At 44.2% G+C, this 21,528-nt stretch carries 13 protein-coding genes; 1 reads left to right on the forward strand and 12 read right to left on the reverse strand.

Annotated features, from left to right (window positions below):
• Window positions 1-295: 295 nt before the first annotated feature.
• The 6 genes from J8L84_RS03315 to dapB all read right to left on the reverse strand — a co-directional run bounded on the left by J8L84_RS03315 (window position 296) and on the right by dapB (window position 10,769).
• Complete coding sequence (locus J8L84_RS03315) at window positions 296-2,161, reverse strand: hypothetical protein (protein WP_211069447.1); 1,866 nt, start codon at window positions 2,159-2,161, stop codon at window positions 296-298.
• Between the two features lie 210 nt (window positions 2,162-2,371).
• Window positions 2,372-4,360, reverse strand: coding sequence for a methyl-accepting chemotaxis protein (locus J8L84_RS03320; protein WP_211069448.1), 1,989 nt, complete (start codon window positions 4,358-4,360; stop codon window positions 2,372-2,374).
• A gap of 302 nt (window positions 4,361-4,662) precedes the next feature.
• Window positions 4,663-5,139, reverse strand: coding sequence for a transcription elongation factor GreA (gene greA, locus J8L84_RS03325; RefSeq protein WP_211069449.1), 477 nt, complete (start codon window positions 5,137-5,139; stop codon window positions 4,663-4,665).
• A 126-nt stretch (window positions 5,140-5,265) separates the two neighbouring features.
• The gene (carB, locus tag J8L84_RS03330) at window positions 5,266-8,481 is read right to left on the reverse strand and encodes a carbamoyl-phosphate synthase large subunit (protein ID WP_211069450.1); all 3,216 of its coding nucleotides are present in this window, start codon (window positions 8,479-8,481) and stop codon (window positions 5,266-5,268) included.
• 13 nt (window positions 8,482-8,494) lie between these two features.
• The gene (gene carA / locus J8L84_RS03335; RefSeq protein WP_211069451.1) at window positions 8,495-9,625 is read right to left on the reverse strand and encodes a glutamine-hydrolyzing carbamoyl-phosphate synthase small subunit; all 1,131 of its coding nucleotides are present in this window, start codon (window positions 9,623-9,625) and stop codon (window positions 8,495-8,497) included.
• A 343-nt stretch (window positions 9,626-9,968) separates the two neighbouring features.
• On the reverse strand, window positions 9,969-10,769 hold the full coding sequence (dapB, locus tag J8L84_RS03340) for a 4-hydroxy-tetrahydrodipicolinate reductase (protein ID WP_211069452.1): 801 nt from the start codon (window positions 10,767-10,769) through the stop codon (window positions 9,969-9,971).
• Window positions 10,770-11,012: 243 nt separating this feature from the next.
• Here dapB and J8L84_RS03345 point away from each other — a divergent pair, with 243 nt between their 5' ends.
• Window positions 11,013-11,693: a cytochrome b/b6 domain-containing protein gene (locus tag J8L84_RS03345; RefSeq protein WP_211069453.1), complete on the forward strand. Its 681-nt coding sequence runs from the start codon at window positions 11,013-11,015 to the stop codon at window positions 11,691-11,693.
• Between the two features lie 75 nt (window positions 11,694-11,768).
• Here the strand turns inward: J8L84_RS03345 and J8L84_RS03350 are convergent, their stop codons facing one another.
• From J8L84_RS03350 to grpE, 6 genes are all read right to left on the reverse strand, one after another.
• Window positions 11,769-13,661, reverse strand: a complete 1,893-nt coding sequence (locus J8L84_RS03350; protein WP_211069454.1) for a propionyl-CoA synthetase — start codon at window positions 13,659-13,661, stop codon at window positions 11,769-11,771.
• 197 nt (window positions 13,662-13,858) lie between these two features.
• On the reverse strand, window positions 13,859-16,414 hold the full coding sequence (locus tag J8L84_RS03355) for a GGDEF domain-containing phosphodiesterase (protein ID WP_211069455.1): 2,556 nt from the start codon (window positions 16,412-16,414) through the stop codon (window positions 13,859-13,861).
• Between the two features lie 295 nt (window positions 16,415-16,709).
• Window positions 16,710-17,210: a cytochrome c gene (locus tag J8L84_RS03360; RefSeq protein ID WP_247670541.1), complete on the reverse strand. Its 501-nt coding sequence runs from the start codon at window positions 17,208-17,210 to the stop codon at window positions 16,710-16,712.
• 155 nt (window positions 17,211-17,365) lie between these two features.
• Window positions 17,366-18,502, reverse strand: a complete 1,137-nt coding sequence (gene dnaJ, locus J8L84_RS03365; RefSeq protein ID WP_211069456.1) for a molecular chaperone DnaJ — start codon at window positions 18,500-18,502, stop codon at window positions 17,366-17,368.
• 180 nt (window positions 18,503-18,682) lie between these two features.
• Entirely contained in the window at window positions 18,683-20,617 is a 1,935-nt protein-coding gene (gene dnaK, locus J8L84_RS03370) for a molecular chaperone DnaK (RefSeq protein WP_211069457.1), read from the reverse strand.
• A gap of 117 nt (window positions 20,618-20,734) precedes the next feature.
• Window positions 20,735-21,355 (reverse strand): nucleotide exchange factor GrpE, encoded by a 621-nt coding sequence (gene grpE / locus J8L84_RS03375; protein WP_211069458.1) that lies wholly within the window; start codon window positions 21,353-21,355, stop codon window positions 20,735-20,737.
• Window positions 21,356-21,528 lie beyond the last annotated feature (173 nt).

Below are 21,528 nucleotides of genomic sequence, written 5' to 3' on the forward strand. Positions count from 1 at the left end.
TCCGCCCACCAACGAATCAACTATATGTTGGACAGTCACTTAACTGTCTATCGCACGAGCGTTAGGGAAATTAAATTTGTTGGACAGTCACACAAATGCACGTGAATTATTACTAACTAAATGAGTTTTATGAAGTAATTAGCGTAAGGTCAGAGGGGGGGATATCGGTTGTAGTAACAAATAAAAAGTTGGACACACACTCATGTTTATTAAAAATCATGTGTGTGTCCAACATCTATTTTCTATAAGTGCATTCGATATTTACAGAAAACAAACCGATGAACAAAACTAAGTATTAGCTTTTATTTTCATCTTCTTCATCGGCATTATTACGCAAGAAGCCGGCGGCTTCTTCATCCTGTTCTAATGTTATCTTATTTTGCGTGGTTTCATTGTGAGACCGAGTTTGCTGGTTTACCTGGTGAATGGTGCCAGCGTTGGCTAAGTCGGCCTCATTGGTAATAGACGCGATGGTTTCCCGCCCGCGTAAGAATGCTTTAATCTCAGTGACAATCTCACCAAGCTCGGCATCATTTTTATTCATTCCCATAATGAAACGTGGCGATTCTAAGTTGTTCATACCGCTTGTGGCAAAAATAGAAGTGTTGATCCTGCTGGTGATGATCCAAGGGGTAATACTACTTCGCACCACAACATTTTCGGAACGTGTAGAATCATGAATGGCCATCCCTGTGGATACGCGAGACTCTGTATAAGTACCTTCCGTTTTCATAAACATAAGCAAAGATGAAAAAGTCATTTCCCCCCAAAACATGTGAGACGCTTTGTTCATCACATTGGCAGCACCGCGTACCGTTAACCACGCAAACACTAACCAAATGAGATTGTTGCCCATCGTAATTGCAGTATTGACTTGCGCGTCGGTGTTTACGCCTTGGCGAATAACTAAATCGAGAACTTCAGCAAGCTGCAACCCGCCCACATAAAATAAAATTGCGGCTGCGACCACGGCGACTTGCGCCACAGCAGTGAGGGCCATTTTCTTTTTCTCTGGCAAGGTCACACCATCGGTTAATGTAGGCTGAGTTTCTATTAGTAACTCACCCTCAAAACTACCTTTACCTTCTGCTTGCTCTTTTAGTCTAGGATCGAAATCGGCATAAATACGATTTGGCACTTCGCGGTATCTTCGGTTCGCAAGCACGATATTTTCAATATTGATGAAGATTTCATTCGGGTGAACCGACTCCTGCATATTGGCGCGAAATTCACTGACTTCCGTTTTAGGTGTAACCTGCCCCATTCGTTTGTAAAGTAACGGCATGATCAACGCCATTACCGCAATTACGCAAATTAGAAGTAAGGCTAAGTTTGCCCAAGCGCTAAATAGTGGGAATGTAGTTGCCCAAGCTCGAACTTTATCGATATCCCTACCCACTAGCTCATCTAAAAATACACCGGCGCCCAACGGAACCACTAACGCAAGACCAATAATCACCCCTAGCGACAAACTGCTTGCTTTCGCAAGTTGTGAGTTACCTTCATTGTGAATACCTTTTGCAGTAGAGCCCCAATTTGCAATTAAGTACACAAGAAGCAAAATTGAGAGTAAAGGCATCACCAATACTTTAGCCACCTCACCCGCTAAGCCGTTACTTACCAAGAAGTAGACAATAGCGAATGCGAGCAACGCAACAAGAAAGGTTACCGCCATGGCAATAATTTCTTGAGATAAATGGCGCAAAGGAAAAGGTAGGAAAGTAAGTTTCGGCAATACGCTATGCACTAGCCTAGCTAGCCAACCACGTGGCTCTTCAAACGTAGTGTTGCGACGCCCCATTAGCATAGCGTGTAGGCTTTCTTTAGAGTACAACAGAGATTTTTGCTCTGCTTGTGCTGCATCTTGTTCGGAAACCGAGTGGTTATACGCAAGAGAGGTAGGCACAGTTCGCCCTACAAAAAATCGCATGAGCTGCAAGATACCCACCGCGCAATGTTTAATGCCTGACACAATCAGCACAAAAGCGACACCTAATAGGGTGTAACCACGAACTTTGTTTTCGGCAAATAGTTCAGGTACACCTGCTACTGCATAAATGGCTAGCGCGAGAACCAAGCCGCCGCCTACTGCGCGGAATACCCCTTCTTTTTTGAATGGGTTGGCGATGCCTAACGTCTGTGAACCAAAATCATAGGCCATTGGAAAAATCCCTGTTAAATAAAAAGCTTATGCAGAATAAACTTTGACTAGGGGTTAGGCAATGAAAAGTCTTAGCAAGATTGTAAAGGATTGAGGATTGAGGATTGAGGATTGAGAGTTAAGCGCCAGACAGACACTTAACATGAGAGAGGCAATATAAGTGTGTGTCCAACTTAAACGTCAAATTGCTTAGCCCTATTATTTCAGTAGTTAATCATTATCCACTTTAAACCCATCTATTGTGCGTTGAAGAAGAAGGTTGTTTTCTTTCATCTCGCCTGATAATTCAGATAAACGCGTGGCTATATTCACTTCATGACGGGCCGCCTCCTCAACATTCACCACATCTTGAGCAATGACGGAGGTAGTAGCGGACTGCTGCTGCGCCGAAGATGACATGGTGTTAGCCATGCCTTCAACATTGGTAGCAGCTTCTTTGACTTTTTCAGCGGTAGAGCGGCCTTCATTGGTCACTTCCATAGAATTTGATATAGAGGCCACGTTTTTATTAATATCTGCCACCACTACTACACTGGCATCTTTTAAATTAGACAACAAACTCGATATTTTGTCGGAAGAAGCACGACTACTTTGCGCTAGCTTTCTTACTTCATCAGCAACAACAGCGAACCCTCTGCCATGCTCACCTGCCCGCGCTGCTTCAATAGCCGCATTTAACGCCAATAAATTTGTCTGATCAGAAAGTGAGTTAATGGTGTCGAGAATAGAGCCAATTTCGGTGACTTGCTGTTCCATATCGGCAGCATTTTGTTGGACACCTTTGATATCATCAGACAGTACTTCCATACTATGGCGAATATTGTCATTCGCTGTTAGCGACTGTTCAGCTAAACTGTCTAACTGCTTACTGGCGCTTAACGTATCCACTGCCGCTTTAGCAATTTCACTGCTAGTTGCGGCCACTTGTTCAATAGCTGAAGCAATATTCGCCGTAAGTTGCTGGGTTTTTCCCGCATCATCCAGCATTTCACTACTAGAGTCTTCTAATTGATTGGAAAGCCTGGAGCTTGTGAGAATCGATTCTCCCAAGCCACGCAAAAGATCCCGCAGAGCTAAAATAGTGGCATTCACTGAACGGGATATATCCCCTAGTTCGTTCTTTGTGCTCATTGATAAATCAATAGTGAGGTCACCCTCTTTCGCTATTTTATCTAGGTTCGTCACCAATTTGTTTAACTGTTGAGTAATGATCCCAATCAAGGTGCGATATATAACTACAATAATCAGCGTGAGTACCACTATGGCTATGAATGTAATGACTAAGTTTGTGCTAGCCCTACTCGCTTTTGAATTAACGCTGCTTACCACGTAATCAAACCGCTCACCTAACAACTCAGCAATGCCGCCTATTTGTATTGTAGCTAATGTAAACCATTCTGAATTTGTGGGTAGTGAAGAGAATGCAGGGTTATCAGAGGTGGCGTCATTCACAATTTGATTAATTTCATTGCTTGTAGAACTGTTCAAAAGGGTTTGAAACCCAGTTAATGCATCGTCATCTAAATTCAGCTTGAGCTTTTCTTCTATATATTTAGTTTCGTTGGTATAGGCTAACACCTGCTGCCTGACCGGATCGGAAATGCTCCTTGATGCTAAAACTGCATTCATTTTACCTCGTCGCTGCCCCATTTTTTCTTTTGCTTGCGCAAATAACAGTGCCTGTGACAACGCCTGTTTAGCGTCAGGAGCATTAACTAGCATTGTTAGGGCATTGGTGGCATTTAACGCGCGCTTATTAAGGTTACTGTAGAAAGAAAAAGCATTTTTCCCATTTAACGCGTCTACCTGCTGTCTAATTTCACTTTTGTTTTTCACTAATGTAAATACGGGTGAAAGAATAACGTTAATTGTCGATGAGTTTTTCCATTCCGACGCGACTATGCTGCTTACATTATCAACTGCAGCATCCGCCTGTTTTCTTTGGCTTACTACTTTGGTTCGCGATGCTTCATTTGGATTACCTAAAAAACCAGCCGTTAAGCCCCTTTCAACCGCGTGATGATGAGCCACCCGTTCTACGGCCGTTATCAAGGTCACTAATTTAATATCTCTTTGTGCTGAAGAGAGTAGTTCTCTAGAGGAGTTGATGTCTTTGTAGGCCAGAAACATGATTGAGACAAACAAGCAGGCTGTACCTAAAATGGCAAGCTGCAACACGGATAGTTTTTTCAATACCATAACGAAGACAGCCTTTTGATTAGTAAATAACGTTTTTACAAAATTCAATAAGTACGTTGTAAGCAACAACAGCAATCAATATCGCTATAGCCAATAAATGCATACACTGTTAACAGTAGTCTATTACCTGAGACTTTCACCTTTATCAATTAGTGTAAGGTTTTAGTAATAGCAGGCTGATGGCCATTTTTCACAAGGGAAAGAGATTTAAAAATTAAAGAGTGGTAAAAAGAAGAATTGGTATTAGTGGTGTATTTTGTATTGAATTAAACCAGTGGCGAGCGCCACTGGTTTGCGGTGTATCAGATGTATTTTACGTCGATAATTTCTACTTCAACACTGCCAGCTGGCGTTTGAATAGTCACCATATCATCAAGCTCTTTGCCAATAAGGCCGCGAGCAATAGGTGAATTTACCGAAATACGGTTTTGCTTAATATCCGCTTCATCGTCGCCCACAATGCGATACGTGGTTTCTTCGTCGGTATCAACATTTAAAATGGTAACGGTAGTGCCGAATATAACCTTACCTTTGTTTTCCATTTTAGTAACATCGATAATTTGTGCGTTCGACAATTTACCTTCAATATCTTGAATACGGCCTTCACAGAAACTTTGCTGCTCACGGGCTGCGTGATATTCAGCATTTTCTTTCAAGTCGCCGTGCTCGCGAGCTTCAGCAATAGACTGAATAATACGCGGGCGAGTTTTTGTTTTAAGTTCGTTTAGTTCGTCGCGCAGAAGCTGTGCGCCGTGCGCGGTCATTGGATACTGACTCATGAATACAGTCTCGACTGGCTAGTTGATTTTAAACAGAAAAAAGTGCGCCTTCCGGCGCACTTTTGATTGGTTCACATAAGTGTCATATACACAGGATACCGCGTATCCCATGTAATGTCATCAGTGTTAGAGTCTTGCGTGAAGCTCTTGTACTGAAGCAACCTTGTCACGATCGTCTGCTGACTTCGCACGAATAGTGGCAAAAGCAGCATTCATTGTGGTGGTGTAGGTAACCTTATTCAACAATGCTTCTCGGCGAATATAAACCGAGTCGGTAATCGCTTGGCGACCTTCCGTTGTATTGATGATATAGGCGTACTCACCGTTTTTGATAGAGTCCACAATGTTAGGGCGACCTTCAGACAACTTATTCACTACAGAACAGGCAATACCTGCATCATAAAGTGTTGTCGCTGTACCGCGAGTCGCTTCAATGCTAAACCCAGCAGCATCTAGCGCTTTGGCTAACTCGATAATCTTATTTTTATCGTTATTACGCACAGAAATTAACGCTTTACCTGTCTTAGGTAATGGCGCGCCTGCACCTAAGTTAGCTTTAGCATACGCTTCTTCAAAAGTATCACCCACACCCATCACTTCGCCGGTAGAGCGCATTTCTGGGCCTAATAGTGGGTCAACACCTTGGAATTTAGCAAATGGCAATACCACTTCTTTCACAGAGTAAAACGGTGGAATAATTTCTTCCGTTACACCCTGCTCTGCCAAGCTAACACCCGCCATCGCGCGCGCTGCAACTTTAGCAAGTGGAACACCTGTGGCTTTCGACACAAATGGCACTGTACGTGCGGCACGTGGGTTAACCTCAATTAAGTACACTTCGCCATCTTTTACCGCGAATTGTGTATTCATTAGGCCAACTACACCAAGCTCAAGCGCCATGGCTTTCACTTGTTCACGCATAGTGTCTTGAATCTCTTTGCTTAAAGAATGTGGTGGTAGTGAACAGGCTGAGTCACCAGAGTGAACCCCGGCTTGCTCAATATGTTCCATGATACCGCCAATCACCACTTCTTTACCGTCGCAAATTGCATCGATATCAACTTCAATCGCGTCATCTAAGAAACGGTCTAACAATACAGGAGAATCGTTAGAAACCTTCACCGCTTCCGTTAGGTAGCGTTTTAAGTCTTTAAGGTCGTAAACAATTTCCATAGCGCGACCACCTAGTACGTACGAAGGACGTACTACAAGCGGGAAGCCAATACCGTCAGCCATTGCAAGAGCTTGCTCAATGTTGGTCACGGTCGCATTCGCAGGCTGTTTAAGGCCTAGCTTGTTTACCATTTGCTGGAAACGTTCACGATCTTCTGCTCTATCGATAGCTTCAGGCGACGTACCAATAATAGGTACACCAGCAGCTTCAAGGGCGCGTGCCAATTTAAGCGGCGTTTGGCCACCGTATTGCACTATCACGCCTTTTGGCTTCTCTTTAGCCACAATCTCGAGCACGTCTTCAAGCGTAACTGGTTCGAAGTACAAGCGATCAGATGTGTCATAGTCGGTAGAAACCGTTTCAGGGTTACAGTTAACCATAATGGTTTCGTAACCGTCTTCACGCATTGAAAGCGCCGCGTGAACACAACAGTAATCAAACTCAATCCCTTGGCCGATACGGTTTGGACCGCCGCCTAACACCATAATCTTATCGTTGTCAGTGGGGTCAGCTTCACACTCTTCATCGTAGGTTGAATACATGTAAGCTGTGCTGGTAGAAAACTCTGCCGCACAAGTATCAACACGCTTATACACTGGCGTTACACCAAAGCCGCGACGGGTTTCACGAATGTCACCTTCCGCCACTTTCGTTAGCTCTGCTAATCGAGAGTCAGAAAAACCTTTACGCTTAAGTTTGCGCATAAGGTCTTCGTCAATGCCGTGCAAGCCGCACTCAGCAACTTGAGCTTCAAGCTGAATAAGCTCTTCAAGCTGAACTAAGTACCAACGGTCTACGTTGGTGAGGGTAAATACTTCATCAACGGTCATGCCCATGCGGAACGCATCGCCGATATACCAAATACGCTCAGCACCAGGCTCACGTAGTTCGTAAATAACTTTATTGCGTGCTTCAGGGTCTTCTAAATCGACCATTGAGTTTAAGCCATTCGCGCCAACTTCAAGGCCACGAAGTGCTTTTTGTAATGACTCTTGTTGGTTACGACCAATCGCCATCACTTCGCCCACTGATTTCATTTGCGTGGTTAAGCGATCGTTCGCACCAGCAAATTTTTCAAAGTTAAAGCGAGGAATTTTTGTCACTACGTAATCGATTGAAGGCTCAAACGATGCTGGTGTTAAACCACCAGTAATATCGTTAGCAAGCTCATCAAGGGTGTAACCAATGGCTAACTTGGCAGCCACTTTAGCAATTGGGAAGCCTGTGGCTTTTGATGCTAATGCAGATGAACGCGATACACGCGGGTTCATCTCGATGATCACCATACGGCCTGTATTTGGATCTACACCGAACTGAACGTTCGAGCCACCGGTTTCAACACCGATTTCACGCAATACTGCCATAGCGGCATTACGCATTAGCTGGAATTCTTTGTCAGTAAGGGTTTGCGCTGGCGCTACTGTAATTGAATCACCAGTATGTACACCCATGGCGTCGAAGTTTTCAATAGTACACACAATGATGCAGTTATCTGCACGGTCGCGGACGACTTCCATCTCGTATTCTTTCCAACCAATTAACGACTCATCAATAAGTAGTTCTTTGGTAGGTGAAAGGTCGAGACCTCGGCCACAAATTTCGTTAAATTCGTCAATATTGTATGCAATACCGCCGCCGCTTCCACCCATGGTGAATGACGGACGAATGATACAAGGAAAGCCAATGCGCGTTAACACATCGTGGGCTTGATCCATGCTTTGTGCAATTTCAGCACGTGGGCATTCAAGACCAATGTTTTTCATTGCCTTGTCGAAGCGCTCACGGTTTTCCGCTTTATCGATAGCGTCAGCCGTTGCACCGATAAGCTCAACATTGAACTCTTTCAATACACCGTGATGATCCAAATCGAGCGCGCAGTTTAACGCGGTTTGTCCGCCCATTGTTGGCAGAATAGCGTCCGGACGCTCTTTTTCGATAATTTTGCGTACCACTTCCCAATGAATTGGCTCGATGTATGTCGCATCGGCCATTTCAGGGTCGGTCATGATAGTGGCGGGGTTCGAGTTAACCAGAATTACGCGATAACCTTCTTCGCGTAGCGCTTTACATGCTTGAGCGCCTGAATAGTCAAACTCGCAGGCCTGGCCAATGACAATAGGGCCAGCACCTATGATGAGAATACTTTTTATGTCGGTACGTTTTGGCATAGCGGGCTCGTTCCTACTGCTTGTGTTGTTCGATTAATTCAATGAAGTGGTCGAATAGCGGCGCAGCTTCGTGCGGTCCTGGGCTTGCTTCTGGGTGCCCTTGGAAACTAAACGCTGGCTTATCGGTACGATGAATACCTTGTAACGACTTATCGAACAACGAAACATGCGTTACTTCTAAATTAGAAGGAAGGCTTGATTCATCTACAGCAAAGCCATGGTTTTGACTGGTGATCATAACCACATTGCGTTTTAAGTCTTTCACTGGGTGGTTAGCACCATGGTGACCAAACTTCATTTTCACCGTAGTAGCACCACTGGCTAGGGCAAGTAGTTGATGACCTAAACAGATACCAAACACTGGCAACCCTGTCTCAACGATAGTTTTAATCGCTGATATGGCGTAATCACATGGCTCAGGATCACCAGGGCCGTTAGATAAGAACACACCATCAGGCTGCATAGCTAACACGTCTTCAGCAGGGGTTTGCGCTGGTACCAAGGTAACGCGACAACCACGGTCTGCAAGTAAACGTAAAATGTTGCTCTTAACCCCGTAATCGTAAGCGACTACATGATATTTGCTATCGGCTGGAGTGATATACCCTTCGCCTAATTTCCAACTGCCTTCAGTCCATGTTTTTGGCTCAGTAATACTTACTACTTTTGCCAAATCCATGCCTTTCAAGCCAGGATAATCTTTTGCTTGTGCTAACGCGCTCGCTTCATCTAACTCATCAGTACAAACGATGCAGCCGTTTTGCGCGCCTTTATCACGTAAAATACGTGTTAAACGACGGGTGTCGATATCGGCTATACCTACAACGCCTTTGGCTTTGAGGTATTCAGATAACGTTTGTTGTTGACGGAAATTACTAGCAACAAGGGGTAAGTCGCGAATGATAAGACCTTTAGACCAGATTTTATCTGCTTCAACGTCTTCTTCGTTAATACCGGTATTGCCAATATGTGGATAAGTAAGGGTAATGATTTGTTCAGCGTAGGATGGGTCAGTGATGATTTCTTGATAGCCTGTCATTGAAGTATTAAAAACAACTTCACCAACGGCAGTGCCTTGCGCACCTATCGCCGTTCCTTTAAAGACAGAACCATCCTCTAACACCAAAAGGGCAGAATTAGCCAAGTCAACCTCCAGATTAAGGATAACTATGTGTTTGAACAGAATTTCTGTTCAAACCCCACAAAAAATGAGAGTACTGATTTAACAGCGCTCATTTTACGATCTTTGCAGCTAATAAAACCGTGTTCTACAGCCAGTTTTATAGCTTTAGAATACGAAATTCGGGCAAATTCCGGCGAGTATACATGACTGACTAAAAATGTCTAATTTAAATATTAAAAATTATTAAAATAACTACTTAAACTCATTTACCTTGTATAACCGCCAAAACCACCACTTATTAACTTGCAGTATTTTCACTTAAGCTGCTGTTAAAATTAAAAAACACCGCTATAGCGGTTGGCTTTTATTTTAAATCTAAAACATCCACCATTGAATATAACCCCGCCGGCTTACCGTGAAGCCACTGGGCTGCATGCACCGCGCCTTTTGCAAACGTTAAACGACTTGATGCTTTATGCGTTATTTCTAAACGCTCACCAATATCGGCAAACAATGCGGTGTGCTCACCTACAATATCGCCTGCGCGAACGGTAGCAAAACCAATAGTACCTTGGTCACGCTCAGGCTCTTTGCCTTCACGGCCGTAAACAGCACAGGTTTTAAGGTCACGACCTAGCTCATCGGCAATGGCTTCGCCAATGGCCATGGCGGTGCCCGAAGGCGCATCTTGTTTGAATCTGTGGTGGGCTTCAGTAATTTCTATGTCGGCTGTATTGCCTAGAGCCTTCGCGGCTTGTCGAACTAATGACAACATGAGGTTAACGCCCACGCTGTAGTTAGCTGCAAATACGATGGAAATGGTTTTAGCCGCTTCATCTAGCGTAGCCAACTGACTTTCGCTTAGCCCGGTAGTACCAATGACCACCGGCATATTATTAGCCACACACCATGCAATGTTACTTTCAAATACCACTGGTAACGTAAAATCAATCATTACATCGGCGTGTGATTGGGTTAAAGCAGACATGCCTAAGCAATCAATTGGCTTTTTACCAATACCAGCCAACTCGCCCACATTCATACCAACCCAAGGAGAATCATCGCGCACCGTAGCAACACTCAATTCTGCATTCTCGTTTTGATCTAGTGCTTCAATAAGCACCCGACCCATGCGCCCATTAGCGCCAAATAAACCTACTTTCATTTACGTTATTCTTTTCCTTTAACAGTAAACGCATTTTGCCAAATGCAGTTACTATTGCAACGAGATAAGCGTAAATATTACCGATAATTGAAAAATTGCAGCATTAATACATAAAAGGCGGTCAACCTATCGTTTTTAACGATAAAAATAGCTAGCATGAAAGCAAGTGGGTTTACCCCAAGACCTGAATTGCGTTTAAATTAAGGTTTACTGAACTACTTCAAAACACATAGGCAGAATAATATGCGTCAACAGCTTATATGGGATCTCCCCACCCGGCTTTTCCACTGGTTACTGGTTGCCAGTATTGCAGCACAATATGTTACTGCTGAGTGGATGGACGATGCGACTCAATGGCATTTCTATATTGGCTACTTTACCTTGGGGCTTTTGGTATTTAGGTTGGTGTGGGGATTCATAGGCCCAACTTATGCCCGCTTTAGTCAATTTGTGAAAGGGCCAAGTGCGGTAATAGGTTATCTGCGTACGCTGCTTGATAAAAACAGTGCCGCCGTGGCAGGCCACAATCCTCTTGGAGGCTGGTTTGTCGTAGTAATGCTTTTACTCTTATTGGTGCAAGCGGTAAGTGGTCTATTCATGACCGACGATATTTTTCTAGATGGCCCCTACCGCCATCTTGTCAGCGGTAGCACATTAGACCTAATGAATACCTTGCACCACCTTGCCTTCGAAATTTTACTGTGGGTAATAGGCTTGCATGTTGCCGCTATTGGGTTTTATGCCGTGTATAAAAAGCAGAAACTTGTGCCCCCTATGTTTCATGGCAAAAAAGACACCAACGACAAGCCCATTCCTTCGTCTCGTCTTTGGCTTGCACTGGCTATTGCCCTGGTAACAGCAGCTGCGCTTTATTATGCAATAGAAGTTGCGCCACCCACACCTGAAGTAGAAGAGTACTTTTAACTGCCTGTGTAGCTGTCTATGTAACTGACTATGTAACTGACTATGTAACTGACTATGCAGCTTGATATGTAAGGCTTAGCGTTCAACTAAGCCTTTGTGTTTCATTAAATCGGCAATCTCTGTCACACTGGCTGGGTCGTCAATGGTCGACGGTATATTAATTGGCTCATCAGCGGCGATTTGTCTTAACAGCTTACGCAATATTTTTCCTGATCGTGTTTTTGGCAAGCGGTTCACAATAACGGCACGCTTAAAACTAGCCACCGGCCCTATGGTGTTTCGCACTTTAGCAATGAGCTCTTGCTCAAAAGCTGCCTCTTCTACTTTAACGCCATCTTTAAGTAGCACTAAGCCTACTGGAATCTGCCCTTTGAGCGCGTCAGCCACTCCAATTACGCTGCATTCAGCCACCGCATTGTGTGACGCTAGAACTTCTTCCATTTCTCCAGTAGATAACCGATGCCCCGCTACATTAATGACGTCGTCGGTTCTCCCCATAATGAACACAAACCCTTCTTCATCTATGTACCCATTGTCACCTGTGCTGTAATAGCCTTCGAACTCCTGCAAGTACCCTTGGGTGAAACGCTTATGGTCACGCCAAATAGTCGTTAAACACCCAGGAGGTAACGGTAAAGAAATAGCAATGGCTCCCTTTTCACCCGTTGCAACCGGCTCACCATTAGCGGCCAACACTCTCACATTAAAACCTGGTGTGGGTACACTTGATGAACCGGGTTTAGTACTAAGCGGTTCAATGCCAATAGGGTTTGAACAAATGGGCCACCCAGTTTCAGTTTGCCACCAATGGTCAACTACTGGCTTACCGGTTTTTTCTACAGTCCAATGATATGTGGGCGGGTCTAATCGTTCACCGGCCATAAAGATAGTACGCAGGCTACTTAGGTCGTACCGGGCGATACAATTAGCTTCAGGATCTTCTTTTCTAATCGCCCTGAATGCGGTTGGCGCTGCAAACAATACATTAATTTTATGCTGCTCTACCATACGCCAGAATGCGCCAGCATCTGGTGTGCCTACAGGTTTGCCTTCAAACATCACTGTCGTCGCGCCCTTTATTAGTGGCCCATAAACAATGTACGAGTGCCCTACTACCCAGCCCACATCTGAGGCTGCCCAAAAAACATCGTCTTGGTCTATTCCGTAAATGGCTTGCATCGAATAATTAAGTGCTACTGCATGACCTCCATTGTCACGCACAACCCCTTTAGGTTTGCCCGTTGTGCCTGAGGTATACAAAATATAAAGGGGATCGGTAGCATCTACCGGTGTGCATTCTACTGGCTCACTGGCTTCACATAACGCTTGCCAATCGTGGTCAAAATCATCTACGAGGTTCGCACTAAGTTGTTTGCGTTGATAAACAACACAGCCTACGGGTTTATGGTGAGCAAGTGCGATAGCGTCATCAACCATTGGCTTGTAAGGCAGTAGCTTTTTGCCTTCTATGCCACACGACGCTGTAATAATAAGGGCAGGTTCTGCATCATCAATTCTGACCGCCAACTCACTAGCGGCGAAGCCGCCGAATACTACCGAGTGAATAGCCCCTATTCTTGCTACCGCTAACATTGCCACCGCCGCTTGCGGGATCATCGGCATGTAGATAATAACCGTATCGCCTTTCGTCACACCTAGGCTGGTGAGCGCGCCCGCCAACGTGGCTACTTCATTAAGTAGGGTGTTATAAGTCCAGGTTTCTTGCGTGTTCGTTACTGGAGAATCGTAAATTAGGGCCGCGTTTTCGCCGCGCCCCGCTTTTACATGGTGGTCTAACGCCAAATAACTGGTATTAAGCTTCCCCCCTTTGAACCACTGAGGGTAGCCATTTGTGTTTTCGCTTAGGGCTGTTTTAGGGGGAGTAAACCAGTCGAGATGCAGTGCTTTGTCTTGCCAAAATGCTTCTGGGTTATCAATTGACGCCCGATATTCTTGATGATAATTCATGACCGTTTCCGCAATAGAGTATTACTTTACCCTACTGCATAAACATGAATTTTTCGTATAAGACTTCAGGCTTACGTTAATTAACTCACTGTAAAAATTAAAGTTATTTCTTTAATATTAGTATTTTCCGCATCAAGAATTTGGTGTTTGTGACTAAATAGCTGGGCTTAATCTGGTTTGCTTTAATCAGATGCACACTATTTTACTGGTAGTTTTGCTCGCCAATCTCTGACATTAAGGGGCTTGTCTAAAAAGTACCCTTGAAAAACATGGCAACCACGCTTTATTGCGTCGTTAAATTGCGTGGTATTTTCTATTCCTTCTGCCACTGTTCTTAACTCGAAGATTTTTGCGATATCGAAAATACTGTTTAGCAGCGGGCTTTGCGCCCCATTCTCGTCTTCTTCATCGATAAAGTCCCTATCAAGTTTCACTTCTTTTATACAAAGGTCGCGAAGGTAACTTAGATTTAAATTCCCACTACCAAAATGATCTATGGAGAATGATACCCCTTTATCGGCTAGCTCTTTCATTGAACTACGCACCAAAGCAAAAGCTCCAATAAGTGCGGCTTCTCTAAGTTCAATGGTAAGGCTCCCTTTAGGAATATTCCAATGGGCGATCACGGCTAGCATTTTTTCGCTAAAGTCGGCTCTAGCCATATGTTTGGCACTTATATTAATTGAAAGTCGTGTTCTCAAACCGCTTTTATTACATTCGTATAATAGCTTTCCACATTCATTTATTACCCATTGGCCAATTTCAACAATGGCATCACTCTCTTCGGCAATAGGAATAAACTCAGCGGGGGTAATTAAGCCTAATTGGGGGTGCTGCCAACGAACCAATGCTTCAGCACACACCATACTGCCATCACTTTCATATTGGGGTTGTAACTCTATGAAGAGCTCATGATTACTGACTGCAGCACCAAGAGACTGGCGTATGAAATTGTATCTGTCATAACCCACACTAGAAGCACTATGAAAAACCACTGGGGCATTCACTTGGTCTGCGCTGAGTTGGTTATACCCTTCCCCAAGCATATGCCTGACTTTCGTTACGCTTGCCTCCATACCTTTGAGTTGGCAAATGGTTACCACGGCATAAATTTTATGAGGGCTGTTGTGCAAGGTAATGTCGCTACACACTTCATCGGTAAATTGCTGGCGAACTGCATCTATAGCGTTTCGTGCGGCTATGTCTTCTTCGGTGATGATGTCTTCGTATAACAGATAGAAGCTGTTTTCGGCGCCTCTGAAAACAGCGAAAGGTTTAGAAAATGTGCGAGTAAGCCTAGAGGCAAGAATACGCATCACATAGTCGGCGGTAGGCTGGCCAAACGCCTGCTTATACTGACCTATATTATCGATAGCTATTTGCGCGCTATAAATATCTGCGTAGGTTACCGCCGCTTTTCGAATAGCACATTTCAAGCCTTTTTCGAACAATTTAGCGTTTGGCAATTGAGTGATATTGTCATAGTAAGCGGCTTGATAAACTTGGTCAGCTAATTGTTTTCGAACACTCATATTTCGAAATACCACCACTATTCGCTTTTGCATATCAAAATGAAAAGAAGATAATGAAATATCAACGGGTATCAGGCCACCATTTTTATGGCTAACAAAGTGATTTTCTAGGGACGCTTTAGCGGTTTTCCTACCCCCTTCCATAAACTTTATCAGATATTCTTTGGTATTTTGTGATTCAACTTTGGGCACCAAAATACAGATATCTTGCCCTATGAGTTCATCAGCATCGTAACCTAACACGTGCTCAACCGTATTGTTGGCTGTGATCACAGTGCCATCTTTATCAATGGTCACAAGCGCATCAGAGATACTGTCTAAAATTGTAGAAAGGTATTCCGTGTAGTTGTGTTGTGTATCGGATAGACGTTTATGTTCCGTTATATCCTGCACAGAACCATAAATCCTATACACCTTATCTTGATGGGAGCTGGTTACCTCTGACTGAGGTGTGCCCGTCATTTTCAGCCAGCGCCGATAACCTTCTGCATTGATGTACTCTACTTCTAACGCAAAAGTAGACAGTGACTTTATAGCTGCTTTCATTGCTTTGGCAATTTTTTCGCGGCTCACTTGGGGGAAATTGGCTAACGCTCGTTCTACCGGAATATCTCTTCCCGGCGTAACACCAAATAATAAGTAGGTTTCTCTCGTCCACGAGACAAGGCCTGCATGTAAATCTAATTCCCAGCCACCAACATGAGAGATTCGCCCAATTTCATTAAGCAACTGAATTTTTTCGGCGAGTTTGTCGGTAAAAGGATGTTGAATAAGTTTATATTGAAGACTGAGTTCTATTTGCTGGCGGGCTATACTGGCATAGTGCTTTTGATGGCTCGTTAATTGATGACAACGCAGCACAATCAGAACGGCCCCAATTATATTGCCTTGAAAATCTTTTATTCCACCTACAATCACATTTTGGCTGCTACAAATAGTTAGCGCCTCTGGCCATTCAAAATCGCTGCCTGGTAATGTGGCACTCATTTCTGTCATCGATAACAGAAGCTGAGCATGCTTGGGCATGACCAGTGTTTGTTTTTCAGAATCGGCATTACTGTCATCGCAGCACAGTATATCCACGCAAGTGGCAGTAGGAGATAACGAAACAAGCAAGACAGCGGTAGCTTCTGTATTTACCCTGGCTTCACTCAACCGCGAGGTAACCTCTGGCAAGCTACTATCTTGTAAAGAGCCCAACAATCCGTCGTGAAGCTGCATTTAGGTGAACTCCAATCCATCTCAAGATGGTTATAGTGCGATCATTTGTCGTTAATTATTTGCTTATCAACTTCACTGCTCAATCAAAAAACATGATCATTATTTAGTCAACAATAGAGAATTTTTACTCATTTTTCCAGCACATTTACACTAACAAGTGGGCAATTATTTAGTATATAAAGAGGATTTATGAGCAAACATAAATGATATGTATATATGCAGCTAGAGGCATGGAGGTAAGGAGGTAAGGAAATAACAGCGCACGAACTACATGCGCTGTGAAGAACTAAAACAGTTAGTCTTTTTTGTAGTCGTCATGACAAGACTTACAGCTTGCTCCCACTTTGCCAATCGCGCCGCGGTAAGCACTTTCATCGCCGGCTTTCACTGCAGCTTGTAAACCCATTGACGCTTCTTTTAACGCGGCAATTTTAGATTCCACATCGGAGAAGTTTTCCCAGACTGCGTCTTTCGCGCCTGTGTCTACATCAAACTTACGGGTATCAACAGATAAGTAATCACTCATCATATCAGCAAGTTGCTCTAGTCGTACCCCATTGGTCATCATCACAGACTCATCAAAAGGTAGCGCTCCTTTTGCCATGCCGCCCAACGGCCCCATGTTGCTGCGTACCAATTGGAAAATCGCTTGACGGTATTGAGTCGCCGCTTTTGCATGCTTTTCTGACGAGGCTTCTGATGTTTCCGTCGCCGCAATTGCTCCACCAGCTAAACACGTTGCTAAAGCTGCGGTAGCTAATGTGGTCTTGATTGTCTTTCCTAGAATATTTTTCATAGTTATCGCCATGCCTGTTCGATTGTGTTGGTCTGTTTTCTATCCTGACGAATACCCACCTTTTGCGCAAGGTTTTAACCTGTAAATTTTGTGTTTTTTCTTTATTTTAGGCAAAAAAAAGCCCTCATATGAGGGCTTTATAATTTTAATACGATTTAGTTAGTTAAATCATCGAAAAACTTTTTCACACCGTCAAAAAAGCCTTGTGCTTTCGGACTGTGTTTACTTGATGCTTTGCCCATCGATTCTTCTAGCTCTTGTAGCAATTCCTTTTGACGTGATGACAAGCTAACCGGTGTTTCCACCACAACTTTACACATCAAATCGCCAACTGCGCCACTTCGAACCGATTTAACGCCTTTACCACGTAAACGGAACATACGTCCTGTTTGGGTTTCAGGGCTAATTTTAAGTTTCACTTTGCCATCGAGTGTAGGCACTTCTAGCTCGCCGCCTAGGGCTGCTGTGGTGAAACTTAATGGTACTTCACAGTACAAGTTGTTGCCGTCACGCTGGAAGATTTTATGATCACGAACATGTACTTGAACATACAAGTCACCTGCCGGTGCACCATTCTCTCCTGCTTCGCCTTCGCCAGATAAACGAATACGATCGCCGGTATCAACACCTGATGGAATCTTAACATTAAGGGTTTTGGTTTTTTCTTTACGACCATGGCCATGACAGCTGTTACATGGATCTTCAATAATCTTGCCTTTACCTGAACAGGTTGGGCAAGTTTGTTGAACCGCAAAGAAGCCTTGGCGCATTTGCACCTGACCATTTCCATGACAGGTTGGGCACGTTTTAGGCGAAGAGCCTTTCTTCGCACCAGAACCGTCACACACTTCACATTCAACCAATGTAGGCACGCGAATATCTACGCTTTTGCCACGTACCGCTTCTTCAAGCGATAACTCTAGGTTGTAGCGAAGGTCTGAGCCTTGACGAGCACGTGATTGACGACCGCCGCGAGCACCGCCGCCACCGAAAATATCACCAAATACATCGCCGAAGATATCACCGAAGTCGCCACCACCACCAAAGCCAGCGCCACCGCGATTAGGATCTACACCAGCGTGGCCATACTGATCGTAAGCGGCACGCTTTTGCGCATCGTTTAATACTTCGTAGGCTTCCTGGATTTCCTTGAATTTAACTTCAAGGGCTTTGTCGCCCTGTGTGCGGTCTGGGTGATATTTCATCGCTAGCTTTTTATACGCTTTTTTAATTTCGCGTTCGCCAGCGCCTTTATCTACCCCAAGCACTTCGTAGTAGTCACGTTTCGACATAGTGTTTACTTATCCTACCTATTATTATCACAAGCACGTTGTTTAAACACATTATCGCCCTTGTGAAACTACATTTGTTTATCGCGTTTTATTACACGACAAAGGCGCAACAAGTGAACCTGGTGCGCCTTAACTGCTAAAGTCAGCTCAACTTACGTTGAGCTTATCGCAACAGCTTACTTACTTTTTATCTTCGTCTTTGACTTCTTCAAACTCAGCGTCAACAACGTCTTCATCAGCTTGGCCAGATGCTTGTTGCTCAGCACCTTCAGCGCCAGCTTCTCCAGCCGCACCTGCTTGTTGTGCTTGAGCCGCTTCCATCAACTTGCTAGACGCTTGAATAAGTTCTTGCGTTTTCGCTTCGATGTCTGCTTTATCTTCGCCTTTAACCGCAGTTTCTAGCGCGCTAACCGCTTCTTCGATTGGCGCTTTATCTTCTGCACTTAGTGCATCGCCAACTTCTTCAAGTTGCTTACGAGTAGCGTGGATCATGCCGTCAGCTTGGTTACGTGTTTGAATAAGTTCTTCAAACTTCGCATCAGCTTCTTTGTTCGCTTCTGCGTCAGCAACCATCTTCTCGACTTCTTCATCGCTTAAGCCTGAAGACGCTTTGATTGTGATCTTCTGCTCTTTACCTGTGTCTTTATCTTTCGCAGACACGTGTAAGATACCATCCGCATCTAAGTCGAAGGTTACTTCGATTTGAGGGGTACCACGAGAAGCAGGACGAATACCTTCAAGGTTGAACTGACCTAGTGATTTGTTACCGCTAGATTGCTTACGCTCACCCTGTAGTACGTGTACTGTTACCGCAGACTGGTTATCTTCAGCAGTAGAGAAAGTTTGCGACTTCTTCGTTGGAATAGTCGTGTTCTTCTCGATAAGTGCTGTCATCACGCCGCCCATGGTTTCGATACCAAGAGACAGTGGTGTTACATCAAGAAGTAGTACGTCTTTAACGTCACCAGAAAGTACACCACCTTGAATTGCTGCACCTACTGCTACTGCTTCATCAGGGTTAACGTCTTTACGTGGTTCTTTACCGAAGAATTCAGTAACAAGCTTCTGAACTAAAGGCATACGTGTTTGACCACCTACCAAGATGATATCTTGGATATCGCCTACTGATAGGTCAGAGTCTGACAATGCTTGCTTAAGCGGGTTAAGGGTATTCTTAACAAGCTCTTCAACCAAAGACTCAAGTTTTGCACGCGTTAGTTTAATCGCTAAGTGCTTAGGACCTGAACCGTCTGCTGTGATGTACGGCAAGTTAACTTCAGTTTGCTGTGAAGAAGAAAGCTCAATTTTCGCTTTCTCACCGGCTTCTTTAAGACGCTGCATTGCAAGCGGATCTTTACGTAAGTCGATGCCTTGATCTTTCTTAAATTCGTCAACAAGGTAGTTAATTACACGGTTATCGAAATCTTCACCACCAAGGTGAGTATCACCATTAGTTGCTAGTACTTCAAACGTGTGCTCGCCGTCTACTTCATCAATTTCGATGATAGAGATATCGAACGTACCACCACCAAGGTCGTATACCGCAACAACGTTATCGCCTTGCTTTTTGTCCATACCGTACGCTAACGCAGCCGCAGTTGGCTCGTTAATGATACGTTTAACTTCAAGACCAGCAATACGACCCGCATCTTTCGTTGCTTGACGTTGTGAATCGTTAAAGTAAGCAGGAACAGTAATTACTGCGCCAGTCACTTCTTCGCCAAGATAATCTTCAGCGGTTTTCTTCATTTTCTTAAGTACTTCAGCAGAAACTTGAGGAGGCGCCATTTTCTCGCCTTTCGCTTCTACCCATGCATCACCGTTGTCTGCACCTACAATTTTGTAAGGCATGATGTCGATGTCGCGTTGTACTTCTTTATCTTGAAAACGACGACCAATTAAGCGTTTAATCGCGAAAAGCGTGTTTTCAGGATTTGTTACCGCTTGGCGCTTAGCAGATTGACCTACTAAAGTTTCGCCGTCGTTTGTGTAAGCAATGATTGATGGCGTTGTACGATCGCCTTCCGCGTTTTCAAGTACGCGAGGTTTGTCGCCGTCTAGCACTGCGACACATGAATTCGTTGTACCTAAATCGATACCAATGATTCTACCCATTACGTGTCTCCAAAAATTTATTTAATCTACAATTTTAGTGGGGTTATTCCACACTATTTTCAATAGTTGTCAGTAAAAAAACTGACATTTTTGTGTAATTTAAGCCGCAATACGTATTTACGCTTGCGTATCTACACCACCGCTAGGCGCTCTGGAAACCATAACCATGGCTGGGCGCAACAAACGGCCATTAATTTGATACCCTTTTTGCATAACCGCCATCACCGTATTTGGTGCGTGGTCTGCACTTTCTTGCATAGACATAGCTTGGTGCAAGTCAGGGTTAAAGGTTTCACCCTGCGGATCAATAAGGCTCAATCCAAATTTCTCAATAGTGCTTAAGAAACTTTTATGCGTCATTTCCACACCTTCAAGCAACGGCTTAACCGCTTCGTTTTCGCCGTCGGTCAATTCGATAGCGCGCTCAAGGTTATCAACGACAGGAAGAAGCTCGCCTGCAAAACGCTCTAATGCGAATTTACGTGCCTTTTCAACTTCCATTTCAGCGCGGCGACGGGCGTTTTCCATATCAGCACGAGCACGTAGTACGCTATCTTGCTGCTCTTTAATGGTTGCCTGTGCTTCTGAAAGTGCTGTTTCTAGCTCATAGATGCGCTGCGTGGCATCTGATTCAGATTCGGGTGAAGTTTGCTCTTCTTGTATAACTTCAGCATCTTGTACGGTTTCGTCTACGCCAGAAACTTCTTGCTCTGCCTGCACGTCGCGGTTATCGCTCATGCTTTCCTCCAAACGTTAATGTCTATACTGCATAAACCCATGAATGACTCGTACTCAATCATGGACAATGTCTGCGTTGGGATTAATTATGGGGCTGCTTTAACCGCCTTCAAGGGTAACCACACTATTTTTATGGTTTGTTTTTAAGTTTTTTTAAATAGATCAATAAATGC

The organism is Alteromonas sp. MMG017 (assembly GCF_018100795.1).
Lineage (GTDB): Bacteria > Pseudomonadota > Gammaproteobacteria > Enterobacterales > Alteromonadaceae > Alteromonas.